The organism is Geomonas diazotrophica, from assembly GCF_019063885.1.
GTDB classification, from domain to species: domain Bacteria; phylum Desulfobacterota; class Desulfuromonadia; order Geobacterales; family Geobacteraceae; genus Geomonas; species Geomonas diazotrophica.
The window spans coordinates 697,445-723,395 of sequence record NZ_CP077684.1; the positions used below are offsets into that span (position 1 = coordinate 697,445).

A 25,951-nucleotide genomic window follows, 5' to 3' on the forward strand; every position below is an offset into this window, starting at 1 on the left:
TTCCTGAACGAGGGATCGCATCACAGAAAAGGACTGAGCACTATGAAGACGGCATTACTCATCATCGACATCCAGAACGACTATTTTCCCGGTGGTAAAATGGAGTTGGTTGGCAGCATCGAGGCGGCTGCCGCGACCGAACGACTTCTTGCAGCCTTCCGGAAGCAGTCCTGGCCGATATTCCATGTGCAGCACATCAACACCAGGCCGAGATCCACCTTCTTCCTGCCAGATACCGCCGGTAGTGAGATTTACGCCAGCGTTTCGCCCATGCCAAGGGAGCCTGTCATCACCAAACATTTCCCTAGCAGCTTTCAGGAAACCAACCTAGCGGAACAGCTGCAGGACGCCGAGGTCGATACCCTCCTGGTCTGCGGCATGATGAGCCACATGTGTGTGGACACCACGGTCCGTGAAGCCTTCCGTCTAGGGTTCTCTTGCATCGTCACCCATGATGCCTGCGCTACCAGGGAATTGACGTTCAACGGTGTAACGGTGTCGGCTGCCCAGGTGCACGCATCTTATATGGCAGCCCTTGGTACAGTTTTCGCCCGTGTGCTCGGTGTGGATGAAATCCTGGAGAACATGGCTGCAACGGCATAGCCCGGACAAAAATATCACCTATCCCTAATGGCACTATTACACCAATAATGGCGCTTTAATGGTTTCATAGTGCCCTCCATGTTCCTCGCAGCAGCAAAGATTAAAACAATCTCCATTATTCTGATTGATTAAGATTATCCATTGTGTTATTCCAAAAACGGTTTAGAGCTGGGTGATGGGTGCCCCCACAAAAAAACCATTGATGTTTCGGGAAACCTCCTATGCCGCTTATGATTCCTGACGATATCGAGCAGTTTACAACCCCTGGTGAGGAGGCCTTTTACCGGTTCTTGTCGTCAGTTGCAAAACCGGATGAGCGCTTTCTTGTTTGGTACTCACCCGATATCAACGAGTCAGAGCCCGATTTCATCTTGTACTGCCCTGATGTAGGCCTTATCGTCTTTGAGGTGAAAGACTGGACGATTGACCAGATCCGCGAGGTAAGCCCGAAAAAGTTTCTTGTCGCGTTTGGCAGTAAGGAGATTTCCTGCACAAACCCACACGAGCAGGCAAAGGGATATGTTTTCAATATCCTAGACCATATAGCTAGCGATGGGCTTCTAGTAACAAAGCAGGGGTTTGCACAAGGAAAGCCCAAAATACCCGTCTCCCATGGCGTCGTTTTCCCGAACATCAATTCTCACGAGTATCTTGAGAGGTTCAACAACGACGCCATCATACCGATTCCCAAAATCTTTTTTTGGGACCATCTCCATCCCTACTCAGACCTACATGACCCCACTGGGCACGCATTTCTCGCTGCTATCCGTGAACGATTTGAGCCAAAGTTCCCCTGCCACATTTCAGCCTTTGAGCTAAACCACCTGCGTAGACTACTGTACCCGACGATTCGAATCACTCCAGTAGAGCGAGCCCCATCCGAAGAGTTTAAAAATCATGAAGAAAATGTCCGCCTGCTTGACCATCACCAGGAAATAATTGCTCGGAAGTTCGACGGGGGGCACCGAATTATAAGTGGACCTTCAGGGAGCGGGAAAACTCTCGTCCTCGTGCACCAAGCCGTTTTTCTCCAGAAGTACAACCCCAGAGCCAAACGCATCCTTTTCCTCTGCTACAACACGACTCTCGTCAACTACATTCGCAGACTCTTAGCAGCGAATGGCGCTTCACTGGGGTCCGATGGGATAGAGGTACTTCAATTTTTTGACCTTTGTAGCCGCATTACAGGTGAACCCGTCGTCCACGAAAACGAGGAACCCCTGTATTATGATCTGGTCATCGAGGAGGCCCTTGCAAAAGGAGAGACCGTAGCCACAAAGTACGATGCAATACTCATCGACGAGGCCCAGGATTTCTCCAATAGCATGCTGCAGGTCGTTATGCGGGTCCTGAACAGGGAGGTAGATATACTTTCGATTGCCCTTGATGAGGGGCAAGACCTCTACGGGAAGACGCGGGTGTGGAGTGACGCGGGAATTCAAATAAGAGGCCGGAAACGGCAGCTGAATATAATCTATCGGAACACTAAAGAAATCGCTGAGTTCGCCAACAGATTCCGTTATGGTACTGCTCCAGGGGGGGCGACCGCTACACCCCAACAATCGCTTTTCCCTGATCCTCGAATTTCGAGAGGCCCGGTCCCTGTTGTTGCGATGAGCCAGTCTCTGAGTGACTTAGTGGCGAAAGTCGTCAATACAATCTGCAAACTCTCCGAGTCGGAAATGATCCCGTTTTCGGAGATCGCCATCCTCTATGCGCGTAAAATGCCTTACCCCGAAATGACCAAATCTCTTCCCGTACTGCTGCAAATATCCCTAGACCAGCACGGAGTGATGAGCAAATGGCTTTCGGAGGACTATCGGGCAAAACGGCAGCACGATATCACGGCTAACAGCGTCACGATCTCGACAATCCATAGCGCAAAAGGTTTGGACTTTGGGTGTGTTTTCCTGCTCGGACTAGACACCCTGGACTCGGGCGGCCGCTGGGGCGAGGAGCAAGTCAAGAGCCTATGTTATGTGGGGATGACAAGAGCTAGGTTTAGGTTGGAGATCCATTACGTTGAGGCAACCCCTCTGGTTCAACGTGTTCTTGCTGCTATAGAGGCAGTTTGACCGAATAGTGGCTTGAGAGTTAGGCAAGATGGAGGCTAGATTGACTATTAAATCCGATGTTGACGCGCTCCTGGGGGACTGGGACCCCCAAGTTCCTGCTCAAAACGTTCGCGTCAAGGACAATCCAGGAAAAAAAGGAGCTACAACTGGTGTTGTGAAGAAGGTCGGTACAAGGGTCTTGGTACAGGTTCGGTTTAGCGACAACGAGACGATATACAAACCGTATGAAACATTGGAGCTAGAGGCAGAGCCTGGTGACCTAATTGATATCTTGAAAAGCGGCAGTTTTGGTTCTGAAGCGGACCTGCAACGCCTCCTGACCTTCGAGAAGGTTCAGGGTACGTTGACGAATATTTTCTACAGCATGGAGTCGAGCAGTACTGATTTTTACCCCCACCAATTTAAACCGGTAATCAGATTTCTGGAGTCCCCGGTTGGGCGGTTATTGATCGCGGACGAAGTCGGCTTGGGAAAGACCATAGAGGCCTTCTACATTTGGAAGGAATTACAAACCCGCATCGATGCCCGCCGTTTGTTAGTGGTCTGTCCTTCCATGTTGCTTGAAAAGTGGCGAACAGACATAAAACTTCGCTTCAACCAAGTGGTTACAGTGATAAGGAGCTCGAAAGACTTCCTTGATCTCTTGCGTAGTCATGCCGATTTAGGACCATCAAACGCTTTTTCCTGCGTTGTCAGCCTTGAAAGCATACGATGCCTGAATGATTGGCATGATGAAAAAAATCGGGATCCTCGATCTGAAATAGCTAGAATTCTGGACCGACACGGTAATTCTGAAGACCCCTCGCTTTTTGACCTCGTTATTATTGACGAGGCCCATTATCTCAGGAACCCTGAAACGGCGAGCAATAAGATAGCACGCCTCCTTGCAGATGCATCCCGGCACTTGGTGCTTCTCACTGCGACCCCAATACAACTCAACAACAATAATCTTTACCAACTTCTTCGCTTAATCAGTCCGGAAGAATTTTATAGCGATGCGATTTTTGAGGGGATGCTCAGAGAAAACGCACCTGTTGTCAAGGCTCTGCGTCTCCTGTGGCAACATTCACCAAACATACCCGGTGCTAAGGCGGAAGTGGGAAAGGCTCTCACCGCTAGTTATTTCAAGTCAAACCAGGCTTTGTGGCAAGTTTATAAAGAATTGGACGCCGAACATGTCAGCGACGAGCAGCGTGTTAAACTCGGTCAGTTGCTTGATGGCAGTTCGCTGCTCACCCAATACATGACACGCTCAAGGAAACGAGATGTTTTCGTCAATCGGGTTGAGCGGAAAGCTAAGACACTTCAGGTCCACTTCACTGAAATGGAAAAGCAGCTGTATCGTCAGATTACCGCCAGAATCCGTGCGACTGCCCAAGGTCTAAAAGGCCTTCCCCTGTTCAGCCTCATTTCTAGACAGAGGCAAATGGCGAGTTGCATGCCAGCAGCAATTGAGGCTTGGCGGGAAAGTGGCCTGCTTGAGGACCTCCTGTGGGAAGATTTGGGCGTTTCACCTAGTCTGAACGAGTACGACATTGGAGATGGCGATGGTCTCGGTTGTGAGGGGTTTGGGATTGAGGATATTGACCTTGAGCAGCTGAAAATGAACGACTCGAAATACGTAGAGCTGGTCGAATTTTTGAAGGCTGAATTGCTCAAAAACTCTCAGGAAAAATTCGTTCTCTTCGCATATTTCAGGGGGACTCTTGGCTATCTCCAGGATCGCCTCAGGGATGATGGTATTACCGCTGACGTTGTCATGGGAGGGATGGGAGACCAAAAGGATGAGATCCTGGAGAGGTTTAAAACGGATAACAGATTAAATGTCCTTTTGACTTCCGAAGTTAGTAGCGAGGGGATTGACCTTCAGTTTTGCCGATACATCATAAACTACGACTTGCCGTGGAATCCAATGCGAGTTGAGCAAAGGATTGGTCGCTTGGACCGACTTGGACAACAAGCAGAAAAGATCTTCATAATCAACTTTAGTCTTGTAGATACGATTGAAGAGCAAATTCTTGAGCGCCTTTACGAGCGGATCAAAATTTTTGAGGAGAGCATTGGGGATTTAGAGCAGATTTTAGGTGAGGTGTCAGGGAAACTGCTTGAAGATTTCTTCAAGCATAATCTGACGGATGAGGAGCGTAAGCAAAAAGCGAAGGAAGCCGCTGTAACAATTCTAAAGACGAAGTCTGAACAGGAGAAGCTTGAAAGTGAAGCCATAAACCTTATGGCATTTTCGGACTTTATTGTTGACAACATATCGAAGAGCAGAGAGCAGGGGCGGTGGCTACAACCGGAGGAAGTCGCGAGCTTTGTCGACGACTTCTTCAAACAGCACTATTTAGGCTCTGTCATGCACCCCAAAGATGAAAAGAACACCGTCTTTGAGATCACACTCACAGACAAAGCAAAAACGGATCTTGACCATTTTATCTCTAGGCATTCATGTCCCACTAGAACAACTCTGACCAGGGGCAGTGCCGTTCCTTGCTTTTTTGATGCTCGGCAGGCCGCTAACGTGAAGAGAAACTACGAACTGATAGATACAAGTCATCCTTTGATTCGCTTCATCAGGCACAGCTACCAGACAAGTAATAAGCAGTTTCAGCCGGTTGTGGCGGTAAAGCTGAGCCGGTCAGATGCACCAGCAGGCATGAAGAAGGGGACCTTCGTGTTCCTAACCCACTTATGGAGCTTTTCTGGGATGCGAACTCACAGAAGGCTGGTCCACAAAGTGTGTGATGTGAATACCGGCAAAATCCTCTCAGATTCCTCCTCCGAAGCGATTGTGTTATCGGCCTCTCGCCAGGGAAGGCAGCTGTTCAACGCACGGAACCTGTTGGATATGATTAAGATATCTGACGCAGCAGACCTCGTTGAACAGGAAATATTGGAAAGGTTCGTTCAGGAGTCAGAAGAGTTCGACGCTGACAATACAAACAAGTGCGATGTTCAGGAGAGAAGCGCGAGGGCTCACTATGACAGAAGAACGTCAAGTATACGAGGAACCTTATCTAACGTCCGTACGACGAACCCACGAGTCCTTAAAATGTGGGACGGCCAGCTGAATAAGGCCAAGCGAGATTTAGATGTGAAGCTTAAAGACCTTGGGGAAAAAAGAGCGACAGATCCGGGGTTTAAACCCATAGCTGCAGGGATTGTAGTCATCGAGGCTTGAAATGAAAAAACTTGCAGATGCCATCAGCAAACTGAAATCGAAGGTGGGCAGTAAAGGGGCTAGAACCCCCAAAGAGGCTCTACCCCCAAAAGAAGCAGTCTGTATCAACATAGGGATAGATTTCGGTACAAAGTATACGAAAATATGCTACCGCAACGTCTCCGAAGATAGGTCTAAGATTCTCAACTTTTCGACGAAGTCCACTTCTCTTGACCACTGCCTCATTCCCTCAATTGTGTCCCTAAAAAAGGATGGCACCCTGACCACAGGGCTAACTCAAGCGGAGTGGAAAAAACTAAATAAGGGCTGCAAAATCTTTGAGTTTATAAAAATGAAATTGGCGGACCTAGATCTGCAGCCGCAGTGTGGGCAGTCGACATCGAGCGACGAGTCAATCCTTGAGACAGAGGCCCTATGTGCATACTTCATTGCGACCTTGCTTCGTAGGTCCAGAGACTGGATTCTGGCGAACGAGCGCGACATTTTTGAAAACCGTGTGCCGCGATGGTCGGCAAACCTTGGAGTGCCAGTTGAGTATTATGACTCTCCATCGATCGACCGGTTCCGTAGGGTGCTTTCTGTAGCGTGGATGATGTCGGAAGAATTGGGTGCGTCCCCTTTGACGTTACCGGAACTTTTGGAGAGGTATCAGCATGTTTGTCAGAATTTGAACCTCGACTTGTCTGATCTACAAGCCGTTCCCGAAATTACTGCTGCAGTCCAGTCCTTCCTCATTTCCAGAGAAGCGACTCCAGGAGTGTACATCTATTTCGACATAGGTGGGGGGACCCTCGATGGGGTCTCTTTCCGTTTCTATCATGAGAATGGAGTGGCTAAAGTCGACTTTTACTCTGGAAAGGTAGAACCTTATGGGGTGAACAAGCTGGCAGAAGAGGTTGCCCATCAAAGCGAACTTTCACGTAAAGACCTCGAAGCCGCTTTAGTGTCCGAGGAGGACCATTGTTTAAACCTTGAGTTTACCCAGAGGTATCAAAAACCAATCCAAACCTTGGTAGCAAAGGTGGTTATTGAAGGCTACAGAAAGGATTCAATCGGCTTCAAATCAGGAATAAACAGTAAAGCCCTGAGAATATTCGTAGGGGGGGGCGGAGAACGCTCCCTATACTATAGATCTTTGATTCAAAAAACCCATGCTGCAAGAAACCACTACAGTTTCGATCTACCTCAATACCAGCTATCAGCAGTGTGCAAGCCACGAGATCTTGACATGGCTGGTGTTGCAGAGGCAGCCTATCACCGTTTTGCCGTTTCGTACGGGTTATCCGTCCCAGAGGGAGAACTTGCAGATTACAAGCTTCCAAGCATGATCGGAAGAAGGCACGATGTGACCATCACTAATACGCGTGTCACGATGTGTAAAAACGGATGTGGCCCTGCAATGCCGGGTACCAATGTGTGTAGAGAATGTGACGGGAACTGACAGATTGGTTCCTGAAGTCGGCACAAACTTAGATTAAAACTGATCCTACTCCGGAGGAAGAATGAAGCACCTATCGATTCGACTGCCATGGCATGACAGAGGATGGGACGGCCACATTTGTGATAACCCGCGCAAAAACACGTTTTGCAAGGGATTTAACTCTGTCAATGCAGAGAAAATTCGTTGCGAAAAAAATGATGCCCTAGAGGAAAAGCATAAAGGGAAACCTGTTGACCTTAAAATGGGCTACATCCCACCGTGCTCCGAAAATATAAACGTTTTTGGTGCAAAGCCGATTACGCACGTTCACAAACCGAAGAGCTTTATAAAGAACACCTCTCCCAAAACGGTCTCGATTGAGCCGGGTTGCAGCGGGACATGGCCGTTTGAAGATATGTGGGATGAATCTGGTGGGCGAAAAGAGGCTGACGAGAGAAAAGAGGCTGTGGAAGTTTTTTTTGATGAACTAAAAGAGGCGGGTGAAGCCGGCTTAGTTTTCTACTATTGCAATTATGACAACCCTATATCGGCAGATTCAAAAAAATACCTTTTAGCTGGGATAGCACGAATCAAAAAAGTTCATTCTTTTATCGAGTGGGACGACATTCCTAAAGATCAGCAAGAAAAATACGGCAGTTATATTTGGAGTAGATGTGTTGAAAATTCACATGAGCAAAGGATTAGGCTTCCGTACCAAGAGTATATAAGGCTGGGTAAGGATGCAAACAGGATTGCTGTGTTCGCAGAAGGTGATTTGTCGAGGTCATTTAAATACGTAGCTCATCATGTGACGGACGATAATGCAATTTCTTTAATCGACAAAGCCATAGCAGCTACAAATCGCATAATCGCTGATGGTTACCTGCCTGCTTCCGAGATTGATTCATGGAAAAACAAACTCTTATGGCTGAAAGATGTTCGAAAAGAATGCTGGATAAGCAGGGGGCTTTATCCCGGATTGGGTTCAGTTTTGAAGTTTCTAGGAATGGCAAGGCCGGAAGAATTCATCCGTTTGAGGTTGCGGCACCATCCGGTCTCAGAGATCAAGGACTACCTGTTTGACAGATTTGAGGGAAAGGCGGAGATTGCAACTAATGAAAAGTTGGTGCTCGAACCAGCGAGATGTCGCTTCCAATCAATGCTAACGGCAGCAGACCAAACAGAGAAAGTGAAAGCAGAATTATGCCGTGATCGATTGCCACTGTTCGATTTGGACGATGACCAAGTGAAAAATATTCTTGGCGATAAGCGAGGTATGTATTCAATAACTACCTCTTTGTCGGGTCTGTATGAAAATCCCTACGCGATAGCAGAGGAATATATTGGCGGTGATCCCAATGATTTCATAAACTTTGAAAAGATCGACCATGGAATGGTTCCGTCCGAGGAGTTGGTGGGGGCAGAGCCTATTGCTTTAGACGACCCGCGGAGGCTGCGTTGTCTAATGTATTCCATGCTTACCGAGGCTGCGGAAGAGGGGCATACCTTCCTGGAGTGGGGTGTCTTAGCCGAAAAGGTCGGCCTCTGGCATGACCAAAATGACAAGAACACGATGTTTAATTTTGACCTTGCGACATGGAATCAGCATAAGGCTATCTTTGCTCCCAAGCTCGTCGAGGACACTGCTGATGGGATCCATTCTATTTATCTTAAGACCCTAAATGATGCGGAAAGGAAGATTCGTTGTGATTTCTTGGAGTTGCTTAGGGCAACTGATGTTGGCCCCTCCAAGGTGTCTTGGGGGAGCCTAAACACAAAACTGAGCGAAGAGCAGAACTTAGCTCTAGAGCGACTCTATACGAGCCGATTGAGCGTTCTTACCGGCACAGCTGGAACGGGAAAGACGACTGTCATCAGCTCTCTGGTGAAGGGGATACGTCAAAAAGAACCTCGGCACGACTTTCTTCTTCTTGCCCCCACTGGGAAAGCCTCATTGATTCTCAGAGATAGGATTGATGATTCGGCAGTGACCGTTTCTACCATTCATAGCTTCTTGATGAAGAAAGGCTGGGTTAATGCTTTCAACTTCACGCTGAAATCATCTGGAGGATCAAAAGCACAATGCTCCACTGTGATTGTGGACGAGTGTTCAATGATTGATGTTAGGTTATTTGCTGCACTGCTGAGAGCAATCGACATGGAAAATGTCGAAAGAGTAATTTTGGTCGGGGATTACAACCAGCTGCCCCCAATCGGCCCAGGAAAAATTTTTTACGATCTCATTCAATACTTCAAAAAGGACGATGCCAGATCAAGCAAGCATTTAGTAGAGCTTCGGTATAACTGGCGCCAGGCCCAAGGAAGTAAGGCATCCGTGCTCGCCAGTCACTATGCCAAAGTGCCAGAAATACCGGACGAAAATATCTTCGCTGAGTTAGCAATGGGGGCATATGATCAGGGGAATCAGGCAAACAACGCCGACCTAATAATTGAATATTGGAAAGATGAGGTCGATCTAGAAAATAAACTGCCGAAAGTTCTCTCGCTCGCCATCTCAAACCTTGATAAAAACAAGAAAAACCAGCAGCTCCCCCTTGGAGACCGCTACAATAAGGTTCATGGTCTTGGGCAGAATGAAGCTAAAAATATTGAAGCGATAAATATAATATCCCCATATCGCCATAACCCATCTGGAGTAGACAATATAAATCTAATTGTACAAACGGTGCTTCGAGGGAAGGACACGGTCGATAAATGGAATAAATGGGGGTATGTGTTCAACGATAAGGTCCTTCAGATACGTAATTTCACATATCATGCTTATGAACATGCTACGAAGGCTAAAGTGGAATATTACGTCCCCAATGGGACGCTCGGTTATGTGTTCCCCAAGAAAAACGAACAACTACAAGTAAAATTTCCAAAAGACTATGATAAATTGTCTTTTTACCTTTCGAAAAAGAAGACAAATGAGATGCTAGAATTAGGTTATGCCACTTCAGTACATAAAGCCCAAGGGAGCCAATTCGATATTACAATTTTAGTTTTACCCGCCGAAGATTCTGATTTCCTTAGTCGAGAAATGCTTTACACAGCTTTAACCAGATCAACTAAAATTCAGATTATCTTAGCTCAAAATGACCTGGGAATTTTGAAAGATCGACTTTGGCTAGGTCGTTCTGATATTGTTAAAAGAAACTCTTCGCTTTTTGGTACATCAAAAGGGTTACCAACTAACGCCTTCGAGCAGTATAAGCCAGAAAACCTGATTTACCAGGCCCTTCCTGAGCTGTTTGTAAGGTCAAAAGGTGAACTTCAAATCTCCAAAGCACTTTCTGAAGCTGGTATTGGATTTTTTTATGAAAAGCCCCTTGTCGCGCAGGACAATAAGTCGTTTAAGCTGCCTGACTTCACTTTCAGGCATAGGCGTAAAGAGTACTTCTGGGAGCATAACGGCATGCTCGATGAATTCGATTATGCACAAAGGGTCGAAAAAAAACGAAGGTGGTACTCAGTTAACGGTTATCAGGATAATCTTATTGAGACACCAATTGAAGGATTAAGCCTAGAAAAATCGATTGAATATATATTCAATAACGTTCTCAACCTTGCAGCACCCTGATAGTATCAGCATTGACAATGTCCGTAATCCCACGATTTATCTGAGGTTAAGGAGGCTGCATGGATAAAACTATTTGGACACAGATCCCTTACCCCGGGGATTTGGCAAAAGCAGTCCAGGGGGCTGATGGCTTCAAGACAAGGTTTGGTCGTCTTGCAACGCATCCTTACAACGAGGAAAATCCAGACAATAGCTTCTGGTGGTTGTTTCCCACTGGAAAAGGATTTCAGAATTGGCCAGCCTACCGCTGTGGCAAGTTTGTGTTTTATAGACCACGGGGATCTAATGCAATCCGTGCGGGTCTCCACATTGAAAAGGGGGTCTGTAAAGAGCTCGCAGAAGCTTTTGGTAGTACTAGGGGACGTCATTTCGAGATGACAAAGGCGTGGATCTGGCACTTGTTGCTGCAAGATCTCAAAAATGGGGCGATGGCCACCGCGCTGGGTGATATCCAAACTCGTTCTGGAATGGCCCCTGAGTTTACAATCTCTGTGTGTGCCCCGCTTGACGAGCATACCCTTACTGAAAAGGCGACGGAGTATCGGTTCCGTACTGTTGCAAATGAGGGATTATTTCACTTCTGCACAAAGCCGGGGGAACGCGAGATCACAGGCATTGAACAAGTTACTAGCCTTTCTACTCTGGCGTGTACGCTAGAGGCAATGGGCAAGGGGCCTGGGACGATGTTGTGGGTGGACTTAATCATCGGGCTAGACATACCAATCAGTGCAGACGGACCAGGGCCGAACTGGTCAGGCACTGAGGTGTGGGAAGGAGTTCTCGAGCCCTTCTCACCATGGATCCGAACGGAATGTTAAGACACCGTATTCGAATAATCCGACCTTCAGCTGAAAAGGCTGAAAGTCGGAGTGTTCTAAAAAGTGTTCTGACTAGGAAAGATCTTGACGGATAGTGAGGGGGAAAAAGCTGAAGGCCGCGGGGTAGAGCTACTTGATTTTTCAAAAGTATTGGCCTTCTGGGTTTATTATGGTATAGAACAAAAAGTGCCTGTTATCGGTTTCCCAAGCTGAAGGTCGCGGGTTCGAATCCCGTTTCCCGCTCCATACGAATAATAAGGAATCCTTCGGGATTCCTTTTTTTTTTGCCCCGAATCTCACCAAACCGTCCAGGCCCCACGGCTAGCAGTTCATTCTTTGCCCATTACTTCAAAAGACTCTTGGTACTCTCTGTCAGAGTCATGGAACATATATCAAGTTATAGAGACGCCGCCCGCGGCGGCAAAATGGCCTCCTGCCTGGAACGCGTCGGGTGAGGTTGGGGCGAATGTGCTAAAACCGGGTCCCCTTCGCCAATAGGCCTCATTTGATACTAGAATCAAGTCAGCGCAACCTTCGCAGAACACGTGCGTGGCATTCTCATAAACCGGGGAGGAGGGCCCCCATGAGCCATCGATCTCTCGTACTCGCTTGCATGACGCACAAATGGCGGTGGACAGGGACGTAGGGGATGATTCATTCATCGGGTTTACCTCAAGTTTGACGTTACTCTCTCAAAGTTAAAATAGAGATGTTTTAATTGTTTGTTGTTCGTAATTGCCAGGGACAAGAGCCGTCAGTTTTGTTTGAGTCATAGAACAAAAAAAAGCCGCCCGTGGGGGCGGCTTTCGTTAAGGCAAGCGCGGAGTCGATCAGGTCCGGGCCCTGCGCCGGCCATAGACGGCGAGCCCCATGAGCCCGGCCCCCAACAGGAGGAATGTGCCGGGTTCCGGCACCGGTGCCAGTTCCGCATCGAAGCTGCTGGCGGCGAGACCCGTGTGTGTGATCTCGATCGCCTGGGTGAGGGAGTAGGGGCCGTCCAGTCCCAGCGCGGAAGCGATGTTGACGTCGCTGAAGGCTGGCCCACCGTAGAGTTCCTCGGTCAGCAGCGTGTTCATTGCGAAGGCGGCGTTGGCGGCGTCGAAGTAGGTGCTGTACTTGATTGTTCCGCCGGTGGTCCCGCCGATGGTGGCCGCGAAGCTGGAAAATGCGCCGGTAAAGCCGGTGTCGGTCAGGTAGATGTAGAGCTTGTTGGTGCCGCCTGAGCCGCTGGTCACGTCGATGGAACTGAGGTCCAGCCAAGGATAGGCCGGGCTTCCCAGGATGGGATAGGAAATCCCGGTGCTCACGTTGGCGATGAAGGAACCGACGCCGCCGATGTAGGTGACGGCGCCTGCCAAGGGGTTCATATCGCCGACCCCGTTGTCCCCAATGGTGACGGTGTTGGCGCCGCCATCGGTCAGCCTGATGGATAGTGCGTTTGCAGACGTGGTCATCAGTCCCAGAATGAGCATGATGACCGCCAATTTTCCTGTTATCCTCCGCATGGGTTCCCCTCCTTTTTGGGTGAAACTTTCTATAACGCCTTCTTTCACATAGCATCATGCATGCCCGTTTTGAAAAAGCCCATGATTCCCGCGAGTTGTGCCTTGCATTCCGCCCGCCGCTCTTTCCGCGATCTCCTTTGTCCAGGTGTCTCGTGGCGTGTCGGGCGAAAAGCTCCACGATAACAGGAGGTTCCGGATGCACCGTTTCACCGCGCCTAGGATGCCATCCTGGGATGTGGTGATGCGACCTTTACACGTTTCTTTACACATCGGGAAAATAGCATATCATCACGTAGCCTTAGGTCTTGAACGCGGTGTCGAAAAAGCATACATCGCTGCTTTCGGATCAGCCGCAAAAGACAAGGGCTTAGCCACTACCGGCTAAGCCCTTTGCATTCCCATCTCTGGTGATCAACCCACAACCTCACCTTCAAGGCTCTTCTTCGCAAACTGACCGGCAGAGTGCCGTGCATCTCCCAAAGTAGCCTGCGGATGGGCTTCGTTTCTGTGAGAGGGCGGCGCGAGGGAGCGCAGGCCCCTGCTCGCCGTCGGGCGCCTGTCGGCGGTACACCTCGAGCGCCACACCGACCGGTGACGGCTGGAGGTGACGTATCTATTAGGTCAAGGGAAAAGCCGGGCGGCGAAGCTGTCCGGCTTTTTAATTTCAACCGGCGGAGATGCGAGGAGTGGCTTGGCAACCCCTCGCCTCCGTCCTGGTGCGCCGTATCATCCACCGACATTGAGGCAGCCATCGGGGCTGGTTGGTGAATATATGCGGCGAATCTCGCCCATCGAGTCAGTACAGGGGTTCCCCGGTATGGCTTTGCCCCCCTCTCACACACCATACATGGTACTCGTTATACATGGGTGCGCCTGCCACCTCTCCTGTAACGAAATTAACCTGCAAGGCTGCCCACGGCGCACCTGGATAGGGCGAGGCGGTCCAGTAGGGGTAACGTCCCCATATCAAGCCAAAGGGATGACCGTCGGGCACCATTTTTCCCGATGTGCTTGACCTGTCGATAAGACTCGTCAACTGTTCTACCGTCGGGAGATGCCAGCCCATCCGCCCTCCGATTTCAAGCAAGTTGCATTCGGCACGCGCACCCTGGTAGGTCCAAATGCTGTTGAACGGCGACTGTTGCCATACCAATCCCGTTTCTTTGTCCAGAACGCCTGCTCCGTTGAGCACCAGTTCGAATCTAAGGTTAGCTGGCAGGACTTTACTCCAGGTGGGGGGTAAGTTGTCGAGGATTGGTGGGGACGGCGGGTTTCCGCCTTCAGCCGCTCTGCCTGGTGCAGGAGTGAACAGTAGAGAAACCGCAAACACAATGACTGCGCCAACAACGGAAAAACGGATTTTACACATGGCCGAGCCTCCTGTTGTGTCCAGTTGTTTCGCCTATTGTCGTGTTAGCCGGGAATTCGGATGGCCTTAGCAACACCAGCTCAAGCGACTCACCTCCTTTCTGAGGACAATGTTCTCCCCGCCACAAATCAGGCTTTCGGGACTGTCAAAATCCTGTCATTCAAAGGGTATGACTGTTTCAGGCATTGTCAACGGTGTGGTGAGCTGCCTTAAATTTCAAGACCTGGCACCCTGGTCACCTACTTTCCGACCTGCCGCACCAGCCCATAGGCCAGCCCGGGGCGGTTTCCCGCGGACCGGATGACGGGAACCTCCACACCGCCATACTGTCCTGTCTCATCTCGTTGTCTCAAACGGATTTACATAGGCCCGTCCAGTGCTATCCTGTATTCAATTTGACGAAGGAAAGGAGAGACGGTATGAGAAAAATCATGACAGCCGCGCTGGTCCTTTTAACAGCCACCGTGTTGATGGGCATGGGCAGCCTGGGAGGCGCACCGGAAGGAGAGGTGCCCAAAACGGACGAGAACATCAAGGTGCAGCTTACCGACCGTTCGGGAGTGAAAATCGAATTGACCAGGTTTTCCATGAACGGCAAGGTTTTCATTGAGGGGAAAAGAGGGGCGGGGGAAATGAGTGTCTTCTTCCACGACCTGAAAGAAATCGGCTTTGGCCCTGTCAATGGCGATGCGGTGCCGGCCGATCTGCTGCTTAAATCCGGACGCCGCGTCCAACTCAGCATACGGACGGGTGCCGTCTTCCACGGAGACACGGGAGAGGGAGCCTACCAGATCTCCGCGCCTAACATCAGCCGGATCCAAATTCACTAGGCGAAACTGTCCCCACCTTGCAGGAAGCCGTAACCAGTAAGCCTTTCATACCGACATTTCCCGCTTACCCCCCGACGCGGGGGCAACCCGACAGCGGCGAGATTCACGGGAGATGCGGTAGCCATTATCGTGAAGGGATGCTTGAATAGGACTTCACACGGGAAACGCAGGGGGAGCCATGAAAGAGGCACTGTTTTTCGAGCGGGAAGAGGGGAACCGGGTGCGCTGCGGTCTTTGCCGCTTCCGCTGCCGCATCGCCGATGGCGCCCGCGGAATCTGCTCCGTGCGCGAAAACCGGGGGGGGACACTTTACAGCCTGGTCTACGGCAAACTCTGCGCCGAGCATGTCGATCCGATCGAGAAAAAACCGCTCTTCCACGTCATGCCGGGGACCAGGTCCTATTCCATAGCCACGGTTGGATGCAACTTCCACTGCCGGCATTGCCAGAATTACACCATTTCCCAGGTTGAGCGTGATGCACCCATCGCGGGTACCGAGCGGACCCCCTTGGAAGTCGTACAACGGGCCCGCAATGCCGACTGCCTATCCATCTCCTACACCTACACCGAGCCGACCATATTCTTCGAATTCGCCTACGACACCGCCCTCCTTGCCAAAGAAGCCGGGCTGAGCAACGTTTTCGTCACCAACGGCTACATCAGCAAGGAGGCGCTTTCCATGATCGCGCCCTACCTGGACGCGGCCAATATCGACCTCAAGGGGTTCTCCGAGGGCTTCTACCGCGACGTCGTCCATGCCCGTCTTTCCGAAGTCCTCGACTCCATCATCGAGTATCGCAAACAGGGGATTTGGGTGGAGCTGACCACGTTGATCATACCGGGACTGAACGATTCCGAGGCTGAGCTGCAGGGGATAGCGGAATTCATCGTCACAAACCTGGGGATCGACACCCCCTGGCATGTGACCCAGTTCTACCCCACCTACAAATTGACCGACCGGCCACGGACGCCGGTGGAGACCTTGCGCAAGGCGCGTGAGATCGGCCGCGCCGCCGGCCTGCACTACGTCTATGAAGGCAACGTGCCCGGCGAGGGGGGAGAGAATACCTGGTGCCCCTCCTGTTCGGCCCTTTTGATCGAGCGTTACGGCTTTTCCATCGATACCAACAGGATTCGCAATGGGGCCTGCCCTGACTGCGGCACCGTCATAGCGGGCCTCGGCATCTGAGACGGCCCGGCAAAACACCCGGCTGGGATTGGCTGAGAAGGCTGGAACCGATCGGGTCGTTGGTTGTTCACCTTGTCAAACAAAGGAGGAACCCATGAACGTGGAAATACATGATGTGAAAATCGAGTATCCCGATGGATGCAACATCATCATAGGCCAAACACACTTCATCAAGACAGCCGAGGACCTGTATGAGGTCATTGCCACAACGGTACCGCAGGCTCGCTTCGGAGTCGCCTTTACCGAGGCATCCGGCCCGTGCCTTATAAGGACCGAGGGGAACGACGAAGAATTGGTCCTGGGTTGTGTGACGGTGCTGAAGGCGATCGGCGCCGGTCATGTATTCTGTGTTCTGCTGCGCGATGCCTACCCCATAAACGTGCTCAACCAGATCAAGAACTGCCCGGAGGTGTGCGGGATTTACTGTGCCACGGCAAATCCGCTCCAGGTTATCGTTGCGTCCACGCTCCAAGGGTGGGGGATCCTCGGGGTCATCGACGGGCTGCCGCCCAAAGGGGTGGAGACTGACGAGGATAGGCAGGAACGCCGCGACCTGCTGCGGCGTATAGGTTACAAGTGCTGAGAGCCAAACTGGTGCCAGGTCTGGGAGAATAACTTTTTCGCGGCCGCGCTGATCTACTGCGCTAAAAGAGCGGAACACTCGCGCCCAGGCCGTGCACCACGCTGGTGAAGGCGTTCCGGTTCTCCAGTTTTCCATGGCCGAAACGCTCCTCGAACAGGCGCCGGATCATCGGTATCCGCGAGGTGCCCCCGGTGAGAAATACCGTGTCGATCTGGTCGCTTCTGACTCCCGACCGGCTGATCACTTCGTCTATGCAGCCGGAGATCCGGCTTAGGTTCTCCCTGTTGATCAGTTCGAATTCCTCCCTGGTTATCCCTTCGCTTATGGCCAGGCCGCGCTCCTTGAAACTGACCTGCGCAGCGTCCTGCTGCGACAGCTCGCATTTCGCCTTCTCTATGCACTGGAACAGGAAGAAGCCGTAGTTGTCGCTGATGAGGTGCTCCAGGTTTTCGAGGGGCTCCCTGTCGGTGGCGGCGTTCTTGATGAGCCTGATCTGCTCCCTGGTCTTTCTCGCCCTCAAAAGCGGGATCCTGTGCCACTGGCACAGGGTGTAGATGATGCTGTGCGGGATGTCGAACAACTCGTCCTTCCCCATCCCTCTGTATTTGACGCCGCGGCCGAAATACTTTGCGATTTTTTCCCACATGATCTGGGAGTCGAACTTGTCGCCCGCCGCGTAGACCCCTCCGATGGAGAGGACGTCTGCGCGCCGGTCGGTCCGGGCGAAGGCACCCCCTTTCACCCTGATCACGGTGAAGTCGGAGGTGCCGCCGCCGAAGTCACCAATGAAAACCAGTTTTTCCGCACCGGCGGGGAGCGACTCCTCGAACGAGAGGGCGGCCGCGACCGGTTCGAACTGGAAATGGATGTTACGGAACCCCGCCTTGCGGGCCGCCTTCTCAAGACGGTTTTGAGCCAAGGCATCCTTCTCCGCGTCTTCGGAGAAAACCACCGGGCGTCCCAGGACGACGCTGTCCACGGGAGAGCCGACGTACGCTTCGCCCTTTGCCTTGATCCTCCTCAAGATGATGGCGACCAGGTCATCGATGCCATACTTCTTGCCGAACACCTCCGTCCCCTCAAAGCTCCTGTTGGGGAGGAAGTTCTTTATGGACTGCATGAAACGTCCCGCAGCCCCTTCGTTCACATACTGGCTGATGGCCTCCTGGCCGGTGAAGATCTCGTTGTCCTCGTTGAAGTACAGGACCGAGCGCATCAGCGAGGCGCTCGTGCTTGACTCGTCGATGTCGACGACTTCAACCTTGCCGTCTCTGTAAATGGAAAGGGCGGAATTGGTGGTCCCAAAATCGACGCCGAAAACTACCTTCATGCAGGCTCCCGGAAACAGACAAGGGCGGGATCCGAGGACCCCGCCCTGAGAAAATGAATGTGCGCCCCGCAGTCAGCGGGCAGCGAAGGGAATGTTTTAGCAGAAAGGGGAGGGTGGGGCAACCTGTAAACGCCAGCTCACTTCAGCTGACTATCTTTGCTGCCTCTCCGGTTGTAGAGCGCAGCTGCCTTCTCCTTCTTTTCCAGTTCTGATTGGCAGGCAACGCAGTATCGAACTCCCGGAATTGCCTTGCGACGCGCTTCAGGAATAGGAACCTCACACTCCTCGCAATGGGTGAGACTTTCGCCCTTAGGCAAACGGCTCTTAGCCCGTTCGACTGCGGATTCCACCGTGGCATCTATCTGTTCCTGCACCGCCCCATCTCTCGACCATCCAACCGCCATGGCTTGTTCCTCTGTTTCTCAATTATCTAGCTGATTTCCGAAAGAGGCCTTCGACTCAGTATACTCTTTCGTCCCCTGTTTGGGACTTCAAATGTCGGAGGCCCATTGGAGGGCTGCCTTGCAAAGTTACTGAAGATGACGTACTTTTGGGCAAACAAGTTGATCGGCAGCACGAGCCCTTTACGCAGGAGGATGGATGGCATGCCGACAATTTCAATGTTCTTCGGGATCATCATCAGGATGTTCTACAGGGAATAATAGCAGCACCACCTTCCGCAGGAATATCAAGGTGACGTTGCTGTATTTGCTATTGAAGATGGAAGCCTTCCTCGAAGGCTCGCTTCCACCGGCAAAACGGAAGCTTGTGGAAGCCTGGATGGTAATTCATAAAGATGAACTATTGGCAGACTGGCATTTAGCTGTAGAAGGTGAAACTGTGTTCAAGATTAAGGGGCTGGAATAAATGAGAAGAATTACCTCGCTTAGTGCCAACGACGACTTGACGCTTGACGTCCATTTTGCCAACGGAGAGCTGCGCAGGTATGACGTAAGACCTCTTCTGCAAAGAGAAGCTTTTCGGGAGCTTGAAGATGTCACCATGTTCAAGACCGCGCGTAACGGAGGTTATTTTGTTGCGTGGGACAACGAAGCGGACCTAAGCGCAGACACCCTCTATCTGGAAGGCATACCCGTTACGCCCACGACTCACCCCGCCTGACCCTCCCCTGCCGTCGCTGTTCCCATGTGCTAAGGACCCTGCCTGGCCATTGGGGTCTTTACATCCTCGATTAGACAGTCCTTTTCGGTCACGTTTTTCGAACCCTCCGGCGCTAGAAGCCGGCGGCCACTCAAGGCGCAGTCCTGAGAAGCTTATAAACTTATACGTGTCCCTCTTGCCCTCGTGGCTTACTAGGCCAAACTACAAGCAATAAAGAAAGTTTGACTTGTCAACTCTAATGTTTGTATATTACAGGCGTTTTCAAGAGGTAGTTTCGGCCATCGCCTTTGTGCCTTAGTTGTCGACGTAACACAGTAATGCTCATGTAATACAAGGGATTCAAAATTAATGCCTACCGAAAAAGTAATACGCAATAAGATTGCGCGCCTGAAGTCTGGTAATCCTCCTAGATTCATGGACCTATTTGCCGGTTGCGGTGGTATTTCATTAGGCTTTGCCACTGCCGGCTTTGAGCTTGTCGCCTCTGTTGAATTGGATCCGTGGGCGGCCGAGTCGCATGGGGCCAACTTTTCACGGATCAGTCATGGGAAAAACCAACACGCGCACTTCAAGGCCCGCGATATAACAATTGAGGATCCTGGCACAATATTTCGCGATTTGGAAATAGAAGGGCCTGTCGATGAGCAGGTAGATGTCCTTGTTGGTGGCCCGCCATGCCAGGCTTTTGCCCGTGTTGGTCGTGCAAAACTTCGACATGAGGCTCTACGCCGGGAAGAGGATGACGCTGATATTGCTTTTCTCGTAGATGGTCGAGTTAACCTCTGGCAGCGATACTTGCACTACGTCAGGCAAACCAAGCCCATTGCACTCCTGATGGAGAATGTTCCTGACATACTGAACCACGGCGGGAAGAATGTTGCTGAAATTGTGGCCGAGCATCTCCGCGAGGAAGGGTATAGGGTCCGCTACACTCTGCTCAACGCCTCATGGTTTGGTGTACCGCAGACAAGAGAACGGATGTTTCTGATAGGGGTTCATGAAGATTTAGATTCGGACGTTGTATTTCCAGCCCCCACTCACTTTACGGTGCTACCTGCAGGGTATGAGGGAACGCGTGCGACGGCTCGTAAGTTAATCCCAAAGCATCAAGGGGACAGCTTGTTGGCTAAACATGGTTACTGCTGGATCCATGATCCTTCTACAGCCGATTGCCTACCGCCCACCACCACGGCCAGTGAGGCCCTCGCTGACCTTCCCCCGATTTACGCTCTTGATTTGCTGGAAACCGGTCGCATAACGCGTGGCCGAAAAGATCCGTCAGAATGTGTAGCTTACACTTCTAATAATCCGACCACTGCATGGTCCCGATTGATGCGACAATGGCCTGGATTTGCCACTACTGATCACACTACTGGTCATGTCATTCGCTATCTCCCTCGGGATTATAAGATTTTTCGCTTGATGGAGGAGGGCTGGCAATACCCAGAGGTCTGGCAATTCATCGAGGAGAAACGTCAGCAACTTGTAAATAAGCAGTGGAGGTCCGGAGAGGACAAGACAAGTGACATTGAGCAGCAGGCGTTCACGCGAGAGTGGACACTGCCGTACGACCCTAAGAAGTTTCCAAACAAGTGGTGGAAGCTCTATAGGGATAAGCCGGTACGTACGCTGATGGCCCACTTGGGCAAAGATTCTTACAGTCATATTCATTTTGATAGTGAACAGGCAAGAACAATTTCTGTCCGCGAGGCAGCACGGTTACAGTCCTTCCCTGACGGGTTCATATTACGCGGGAGTATGAATGCAGCATTCAAACAGATTGGTAATGCTGTGCCACCGCTTGTTTCCTATGCGATCGCTATGGAAATCCGTTCGATGATCGGTTGCCAGTTGATTCCTGATATGCGTTATCAATTGCTCCGTCTCCATAGTGATGCAACTCTGCCTCGTGTGAAGGAGTGATCGGGTATGCGTTTCCTGATTCTGCGAATTCTTACCCATAGTGAACTAGGAATGTTTCATGAGTATCGGCGACAGGGCAAGGAAGGATCCAAGCAGAGAGCCGTAAACTTTGATTGGGATGTGGTAGACCGCGTATTCCCAGCGGCCAAGGATTCTGATCGCATTGAGATGGAACTCCGGTACGATACAGATTGCGGTGTTCGAACTGTGAGGCAATGGCTGAAGCGCCAAGACAAGAATTGGCGCCTGGAGGGGAACTGCCCGAGAGATAAACGGTACCACTTTGTAGAGCCTGGGTGCCTATTTGCTATGGAGGTTGAGGGGGGGGCTACTCCTGCTCTCGGTGCTTGGGCGGTTTTCTCTGCAGATGACAAGGTGACCAAAGCAATCCTGGCAAATGGCGAGAGCTGTAGGCTAGTAATGTCATCTATGATTGCGCTGCATGATGAGGAAGGTGAGCGATCCTGGCAAATCTTATGTCAGGCTCGGCCCGACCTCTTTTCGATGGCGAAAAAGGGAGGAACTATGTTGACTTCCGTTATGAAAACAGGGGGCAATGGCGTTGCGTTGCCACCAAATCCAGCACGACTCGTAAAAATCCTTGCTTCCGTTGGGCACACGATGCCATCAGCCGTTGCTGATCTCGTGGATAACGCGATCAGTGCTGATGCCACGGAAATCGCTATTACGCTCGGGCGCCCGGATGCTGGACATGGTCGCTGGATGAGCCTTGCTGACAACGGTTGTGGTATGGATGAAATTACCTTGGCTGAGGCCATGCGGATTGGCAGTGATTCTGATTATGAGGATAATAGCCTCGGTAAATACGGGTACGGTTTAAAAGGGGCCTCATGGTCTCAGGCAAAAGTGTTTACGGTAGTTACGAAGCGTGAGGGGGCTCTAGCACACCACCTAACTTGGGATATTAATAATATGGATGGCTGGGTAGCCAAGTCGGACCCCCTTGAATCATGGGAGCAAGATGCCACAAGTCTTGGGAAAAGCGGAACAGTTGTCCTATGGAAGGATATGCGCCCGCCACAGACCATGTTGGTCTCCCGCGGGTTGGATCCGCATTCATGCGAGTTAATGGTTCTCGAGCGCCATCTCGCACTAGTTTTTCACCGATTTCTCGAAGGAAAAGCGGCTGGAAGAAAGAAGGTGACAATAACCATCAACGGCAACAAAGTTGAACCCAATAACCCAGTTGGGCATCCCTTGACCTCTACGTATGACGCCAAGACGGTTCGCATACCAACAGAGTTTGAGGATGGCAAGGTCCTTGTGCAGGCTTATTTGCTGCCTACGGAGGACGAACTGGCTGAACACCATCAAGGTGAATCTGCGGACCTCGCCCGTCGTGCCCGTGATTTGATCAGTTTGCATGGTAACTGGAACGATTCCCAGGGACTCTTCATCTATCGCCACGATCGCCTGATAAAGTGGGGTGGTTGGCACCAGATGTGGAAAACCAACGACGAGAAGACCAAGCTCGCGCGGGTCGTCATCAGTTTTGATAAGGCGTTGGATGATGTTTTCAAGATTAATATAAGTAAGATGCTCGTCCAACTTCCCATGCAACTTCAGACAGAGATAAAAGCGCTTGCCGATGTAGCTCGCAAAGATAGCCAAAAGAAGTACCGCAAGCCTCGAAAACTGCCAACCGAATCCACGCTTCCTTTCCTTCCGGGAGGCGTACGAGCAGGGATTTCCGACGGGACAGGAAATGGTGCTGTAGCAACGCCTGCGCCTACAGTAACATCAATAAATCCTGTAAGTGCTCGACCTGCACCGCTTCAGCGAATTGGAGTGAAAGAAGTACGGACTGACAAATTCGTGTGGAAAGTGACAAAAGGAATGACTGGTGAGATCGATATTCAAGTGAGTGAGCTCAATCCCAGCCTTTCCTGCCTTCTTAAAGAAATCGAGTCCGCCCCTCAAGCCATGTCCCACTTGGTTAATTTTCTTGTAGGCCTAGATGAGGCAGAGGTCCAGAAGCACCTTTTGGCGAAAAGAGACTAGAGATGGCAATAGTTCGTGTCCTTGGAGCTGTGCCGCCAGAACATAGTTGGACTGACCGTCTTCCAGATGGGGTGGGGCACTGGAGGCGCCTGATCGCGCTACTGCGTGCTGATCCCAAATGGGAGTCACAACAGGTTGATTCACTTGCGTTCGAGTCACTCAGAGTACTGCGGAAGCTTCCTGACCCGCTCCAGAAGACGTCTTTTCAAGGTCGCGGTCTTGTTGTCGGATATGTACAAAGTGGCAAAACAGCAAATTATACAGCTGTTGCTGCACGCGCCGTCGATGCAGGATATCGTATGGTGATTGTACTCTCGGGTATTCACGATTCGCTCCGGAATCAGACTCAGAGTCGCCTGGAACGGGAACTAATTGGGTACGGCAGTCGCTCTACAGCGGAACTTAGCCCTGAGTGGGTACTGCTAACAACTGCCACAGAGGACTTCAAAACGCACGATGTGCGTATCCTCAATTTGGCAGGAACCTTTCTGGCAATTGTCAAAAAGAATGTCCCCGTTCTACAGAAATTAGACCGATGGCTTGAGACAGCTAGCCCTTATCTGAAAGACATTCCAGTCCTGATCATTGATGATGAGGCAGATCAGGCCTCAATCAACACTAAGAGTAACAGACCGCTTGATCCGGCAGTCGGGGATGAGGAGGATAATGACCAGGACTTAGCTCCATCTATAACCAATGCTTTGATACGGTCTGTACTTTCCCGAACAACAAAAGCTGCTTACGTTGCCTACACTGCGACTCCATTCGCCAACATCCTGATCAATCCTGACGCTTTTGATCGCCATGTAGGCGAAGACCTTTTCCCCAAAGATTTTGTGATCCAGCTGCCGCGACCAAAAGGTTATACCGGAACAGAAGAACTTTTTGGCACTTCAGCCCAAAACCGAGACGTGCTGCGACCAGTTTCGATAGACGAGGTAAAGGCTCTACGAGGTTCCCGAAGGCGCCGGAAAGCCGAAATATTTTTGGAGTTAGCAGAAGACACACTGCCAGATTCGTTGGTAGATGCCCTTATCACATTCTTATTAGCTGGTGCCGTCAGGATTCTCCGCGGGTTTGCAGGGAAGCCCCACACGATGTTGGTGCATGTAAGCCAGAAAACGGATGACCAAAGACGGATTGCCGATGCCATTAGGAACCAAGTGGATCTGTGGCGCGAGGCAGATCGCCAAGGACAACGTCTTGAAGTACTGCTTTGCCCTGTCTGGGACAATATGAAGACAGGTATTGATGTTCCTGCTAATGACGAAACGATCCTCGATACGGCTGTCACTGTGCTTAGGGAACTGGTGGTTCTAGAGCTAAACAGCGTAACTGGTGAGAACTTGGAGTATGAAGAGAAACCAGGACGCCACATTGTAGCTGTGGGAGGTAATCGGTTATCCCGGGGGCTTACCTTGGAGGGGTTGACGGTTTCTTATTTCCTACGTACCGCCTCCATGTGCGATACTTTGCTGCAAATGGCACGTTGGTACGGGTTCCGTCGCGGGTATGAAGACCTCATCCGTATATGGACTACTGACGGCATTGCTCAGTGGTTTTCAGAATTAGCTCTGGTTGAACAGTCGCTTCGTGACTCCATCATAGCTCTTGACCGCGCAGGCCGAAGACCTGACCAGATGGCTATACGACTGCGGGCTCACAGCAGCCTTCTTCTGACCGCGCGCAACAAGTCCCAGATCGCGCAGACCACGCAAGAATCGTGGTCATGCGAGCACCCACAGACGGTCCTTCTCCCATTGTTAGATCCGTGTAAGCTCCAGGCGAATCTTCTTCTGACGGATCGATTCATCGCAGAAATTTCACCGTCACAAAAGTGCTACGGTGGAATGCTGGCGCAGGACGTGGCTTCTGAAGCTATAGTGGCTTTCTTGCGTAGATATCTAGTTCATGAGGACATAATCGCTTTTCGCAACGAAGCCCTCGCTGACTGGATCATGGGACGAACTGCCGTTGATGAACTGACTGACTGGTCTGTCTTTGTAGCGTCACCGGGCAAGGGACGATCGATTACGTTGGGGGGGAAGGCTATTGGGCTTGTCCGTCGTAAGCGCGTCAGCAGTGAGAGCATCGGAATATTGACTGACCCAGCGCACGAGGGTGTCGATTTACCGAATGGGCCTGATGCTTACCGACGTGAAACAGGGGATTATGATGCTGCGGCCATGCGGGCGGCAAGACCTTCAACACAGGGACTACTGATTATCTATCCGTTGGACCCTGAGTACATGAATATTCCACACACTCAGGCCGTGATCGCTCTCGCGCTTAGTTTGCCTCAAACCTCGGATGGGGGAGCCATGTGGATCGTGAATAGCAAGGTGTCCAATGATTGATGGTCTAACTTCCGTACACTGGGCGGGCCTCCGAGCCAGAA

The 25,951-nt window shown here is 51.0% G+C and carries 19 protein-coding genes; 15 read left to right on the forward strand and 4 right to left on the reverse strand.

Features of this window, described 5'->3' with window-relative positions; genetic code table 11:
* The first annotated feature begins 42 nt into the window (after positions 1–42).
* The 7 genes from KP003_RS03025 to KP003_RS21450 all read left to right on the forward strand — a co-directional run bounded on the left by KP003_RS03025 (position 43) and on the right by KP003_RS21450 (position 11,893).
* On the forward strand, positions 43–603 hold the full coding sequence (locus tag KP003_RS03025) for a cysteine hydrolase family protein (protein WP_217300325.1): 561 nt from the start codon (positions 43–45) through the stop codon (positions 601–603).
* 221 nt (positions 604–824) lie between these two features.
* Positions 825–2,678, forward strand: coding sequence for a 3'-5' exonuclease (locus tag KP003_RS03030; RefSeq protein WP_217300326.1), 1,854 nt, complete (start codon positions 825–827; stop codon positions 2,676–2,678).
* A gap of 40 nt (positions 2,679–2,718) precedes the next feature.
* The gene (locus tag KP003_RS03035; protein ID WP_217300327.1) at positions 2,719–5,859 is read left to right on the forward strand and encodes an SNF2-related protein; all 3,141 of its coding nucleotides are present in this window, start codon (positions 2,719–2,721) and stop codon (positions 5,857–5,859) included.
* A gap of 1 nt (position 5,860) precedes the next feature.
* Positions 5,861–7,300: a hypothetical protein gene (locus KP003_RS03040; RefSeq protein ID WP_217300328.1), complete on the forward strand. Its 1,440-nt coding sequence runs from the start codon at positions 5,861–5,863 to the stop codon at positions 7,298–7,300.
* Positions 7,301–7,361: 61 nt separating this feature from the next.
* Positions 7,362–10,862 (forward strand): AAA family ATPase, encoded by a 3,501-nt coding sequence (locus tag KP003_RS03045; RefSeq protein ID WP_217300329.1) that lies wholly within the window; start codon positions 7,362–7,364, stop codon positions 10,860–10,862.
* Between the two features lie 59 nt (positions 10,863–10,921).
* Positions 10,922–11,680, forward strand: coding sequence for a hypothetical protein (locus KP003_RS03050; RefSeq protein WP_217300330.1), 759 nt, complete (start codon positions 10,922–10,924; stop codon positions 11,678–11,680).
* Between the two features lie 84 nt (positions 11,681–11,764).
* On the forward strand, positions 11,765–11,893 hold the full coding sequence (locus KP003_RS21450) for a hypothetical protein (protein WP_275423220.1): 129 nt from the start codon (positions 11,765–11,767) through the stop codon (positions 11,891–11,893).
* A gap of 617 nt (positions 11,894–12,510) precedes the next feature.
* Here KP003_RS21450 and KP003_RS03055 read toward each other — a convergent pair.
* Both KP003_RS03055 and KP003_RS03060 read right to left on the reverse strand, forming a co-directional pair.
* Complete coding sequence (locus KP003_RS03055) at positions 12,511–13,185, reverse strand: PEP-CTERM sorting domain-containing protein (protein ID WP_236027110.1); 675 nt, start codon at positions 13,183–13,185, stop codon at positions 12,511–12,513.
* Between the two features lie 796 nt (positions 13,186–13,981).
* Positions 13,982–14,554, reverse strand: coding sequence for an Lcl C-terminal domain-containing protein (locus tag KP003_RS03060; protein ID WP_217300331.1), 573 nt, complete (start codon positions 14,552–14,554; stop codon positions 13,982–13,984).
* A 419-nt stretch (positions 14,555–14,973) separates the two neighbouring features.
* Here KP003_RS03060 and KP003_RS03065 point away from each other — a divergent pair, with 419 nt between their 5' ends.
* From KP003_RS03065 to KP003_RS03075, 3 genes are all read left to right on the forward strand, one after another.
* Positions 14,974–15,384, forward strand: a complete 411-nt coding sequence (locus tag KP003_RS03065) for a hypothetical protein (protein ID WP_216790459.1) — start codon at positions 14,974–14,976, stop codon at positions 15,382–15,384.
* 178 nt (positions 15,385–15,562) lie between these two features.
* Entirely contained in the window at positions 15,563–16,573 is a 1,011-nt protein-coding gene (gene amrS, locus KP003_RS03070) for an AmmeMemoRadiSam system radical SAM enzyme (RefSeq protein WP_217300332.1), read from the forward strand.
* Between the two features lie 94 nt (positions 16,574–16,667).
* The gene (locus KP003_RS03075; protein WP_217300333.1) at positions 16,668–17,156 is read left to right on the forward strand and encodes an adenosine-specific kinase; all 489 of its coding nucleotides are present in this window, start codon (positions 16,668–16,670) and stop codon (positions 17,154–17,156) included.
* Between the two features lie 61 nt (positions 17,157–17,217).
* Here the strand turns inward: KP003_RS03075 and KP003_RS03080 are convergent, their stop codons facing one another.
* Both KP003_RS03080 and KP003_RS03085 read right to left on the reverse strand, forming a co-directional pair.
* Complete coding sequence (locus KP003_RS03080; RefSeq protein WP_217300334.1) at positions 17,218–18,486, reverse strand: Hsp70 family protein; 1,269 nt, start codon at positions 18,484–18,486, stop codon at positions 17,218–17,220.
* A 137-nt stretch (positions 18,487–18,623) separates the two neighbouring features.
* A complete protein-coding gene (locus tag KP003_RS03085) occupies positions 18,624–18,890 on the reverse strand; it encodes a DksA/TraR family C4-type zinc finger protein (protein WP_183345898.1) in 267 nt (88 codons plus the stop codon).
* A gap of 196 nt (positions 18,891–19,086) precedes the next feature.
* On the opposite strand from KP003_RS03085, the gene KP003_RS03090 reads away from it, so the two are divergent.
* From KP003_RS03090 to KP003_RS03110, 5 genes are all read left to right on the forward strand, one after another.
* The gene (locus tag KP003_RS03090) at positions 19,087–19,353 is read left to right on the forward strand and encodes a DUF4160 domain-containing protein (RefSeq protein ID WP_239027601.1); all 267 of its coding nucleotides are present in this window, start codon (positions 19,087–19,089) and stop codon (positions 19,351–19,353) included.
* Complete coding sequence (locus KP003_RS03095) at positions 19,354–19,608, forward strand: DUF2442 domain-containing protein (protein WP_217300335.1); 255 nt, start codon at positions 19,354–19,356, stop codon at positions 19,606–19,608.
* Between the two features lie 348 nt (positions 19,609–19,956).
* Positions 19,957–21,531 carry a DNA cytosine methyltransferase gene (locus KP003_RS03100; RefSeq protein ID WP_217300336.1) on the forward strand — a complete coding sequence of 525 codons (1,575 nt, stop codon included), beginning with the start codon at positions 19,957–19,959 and terminating at the stop codon, positions 21,529–21,531.
* Positions 21,532–21,537: 6 nt separating this feature from the next.
* The gene (locus KP003_RS03105) at positions 21,538–23,553 is read left to right on the forward strand and encodes an ATP-binding protein (RefSeq protein ID WP_217300337.1); all 2,016 of its coding nucleotides are present in this window, start codon (positions 21,538–21,540) and stop codon (positions 23,551–23,553) included.
* Between the two features lie 299 nt (positions 23,554–23,852).
* On the forward strand, positions 23,853–25,910 hold the full coding sequence (locus KP003_RS03110; RefSeq protein ID WP_217300338.1) for a Z1 domain-containing protein: 2,058 nt from the start codon (positions 23,853–23,855) through the stop codon (positions 25,908–25,910).
* Positions 25,911–25,951 lie beyond the last annotated feature (41 nt).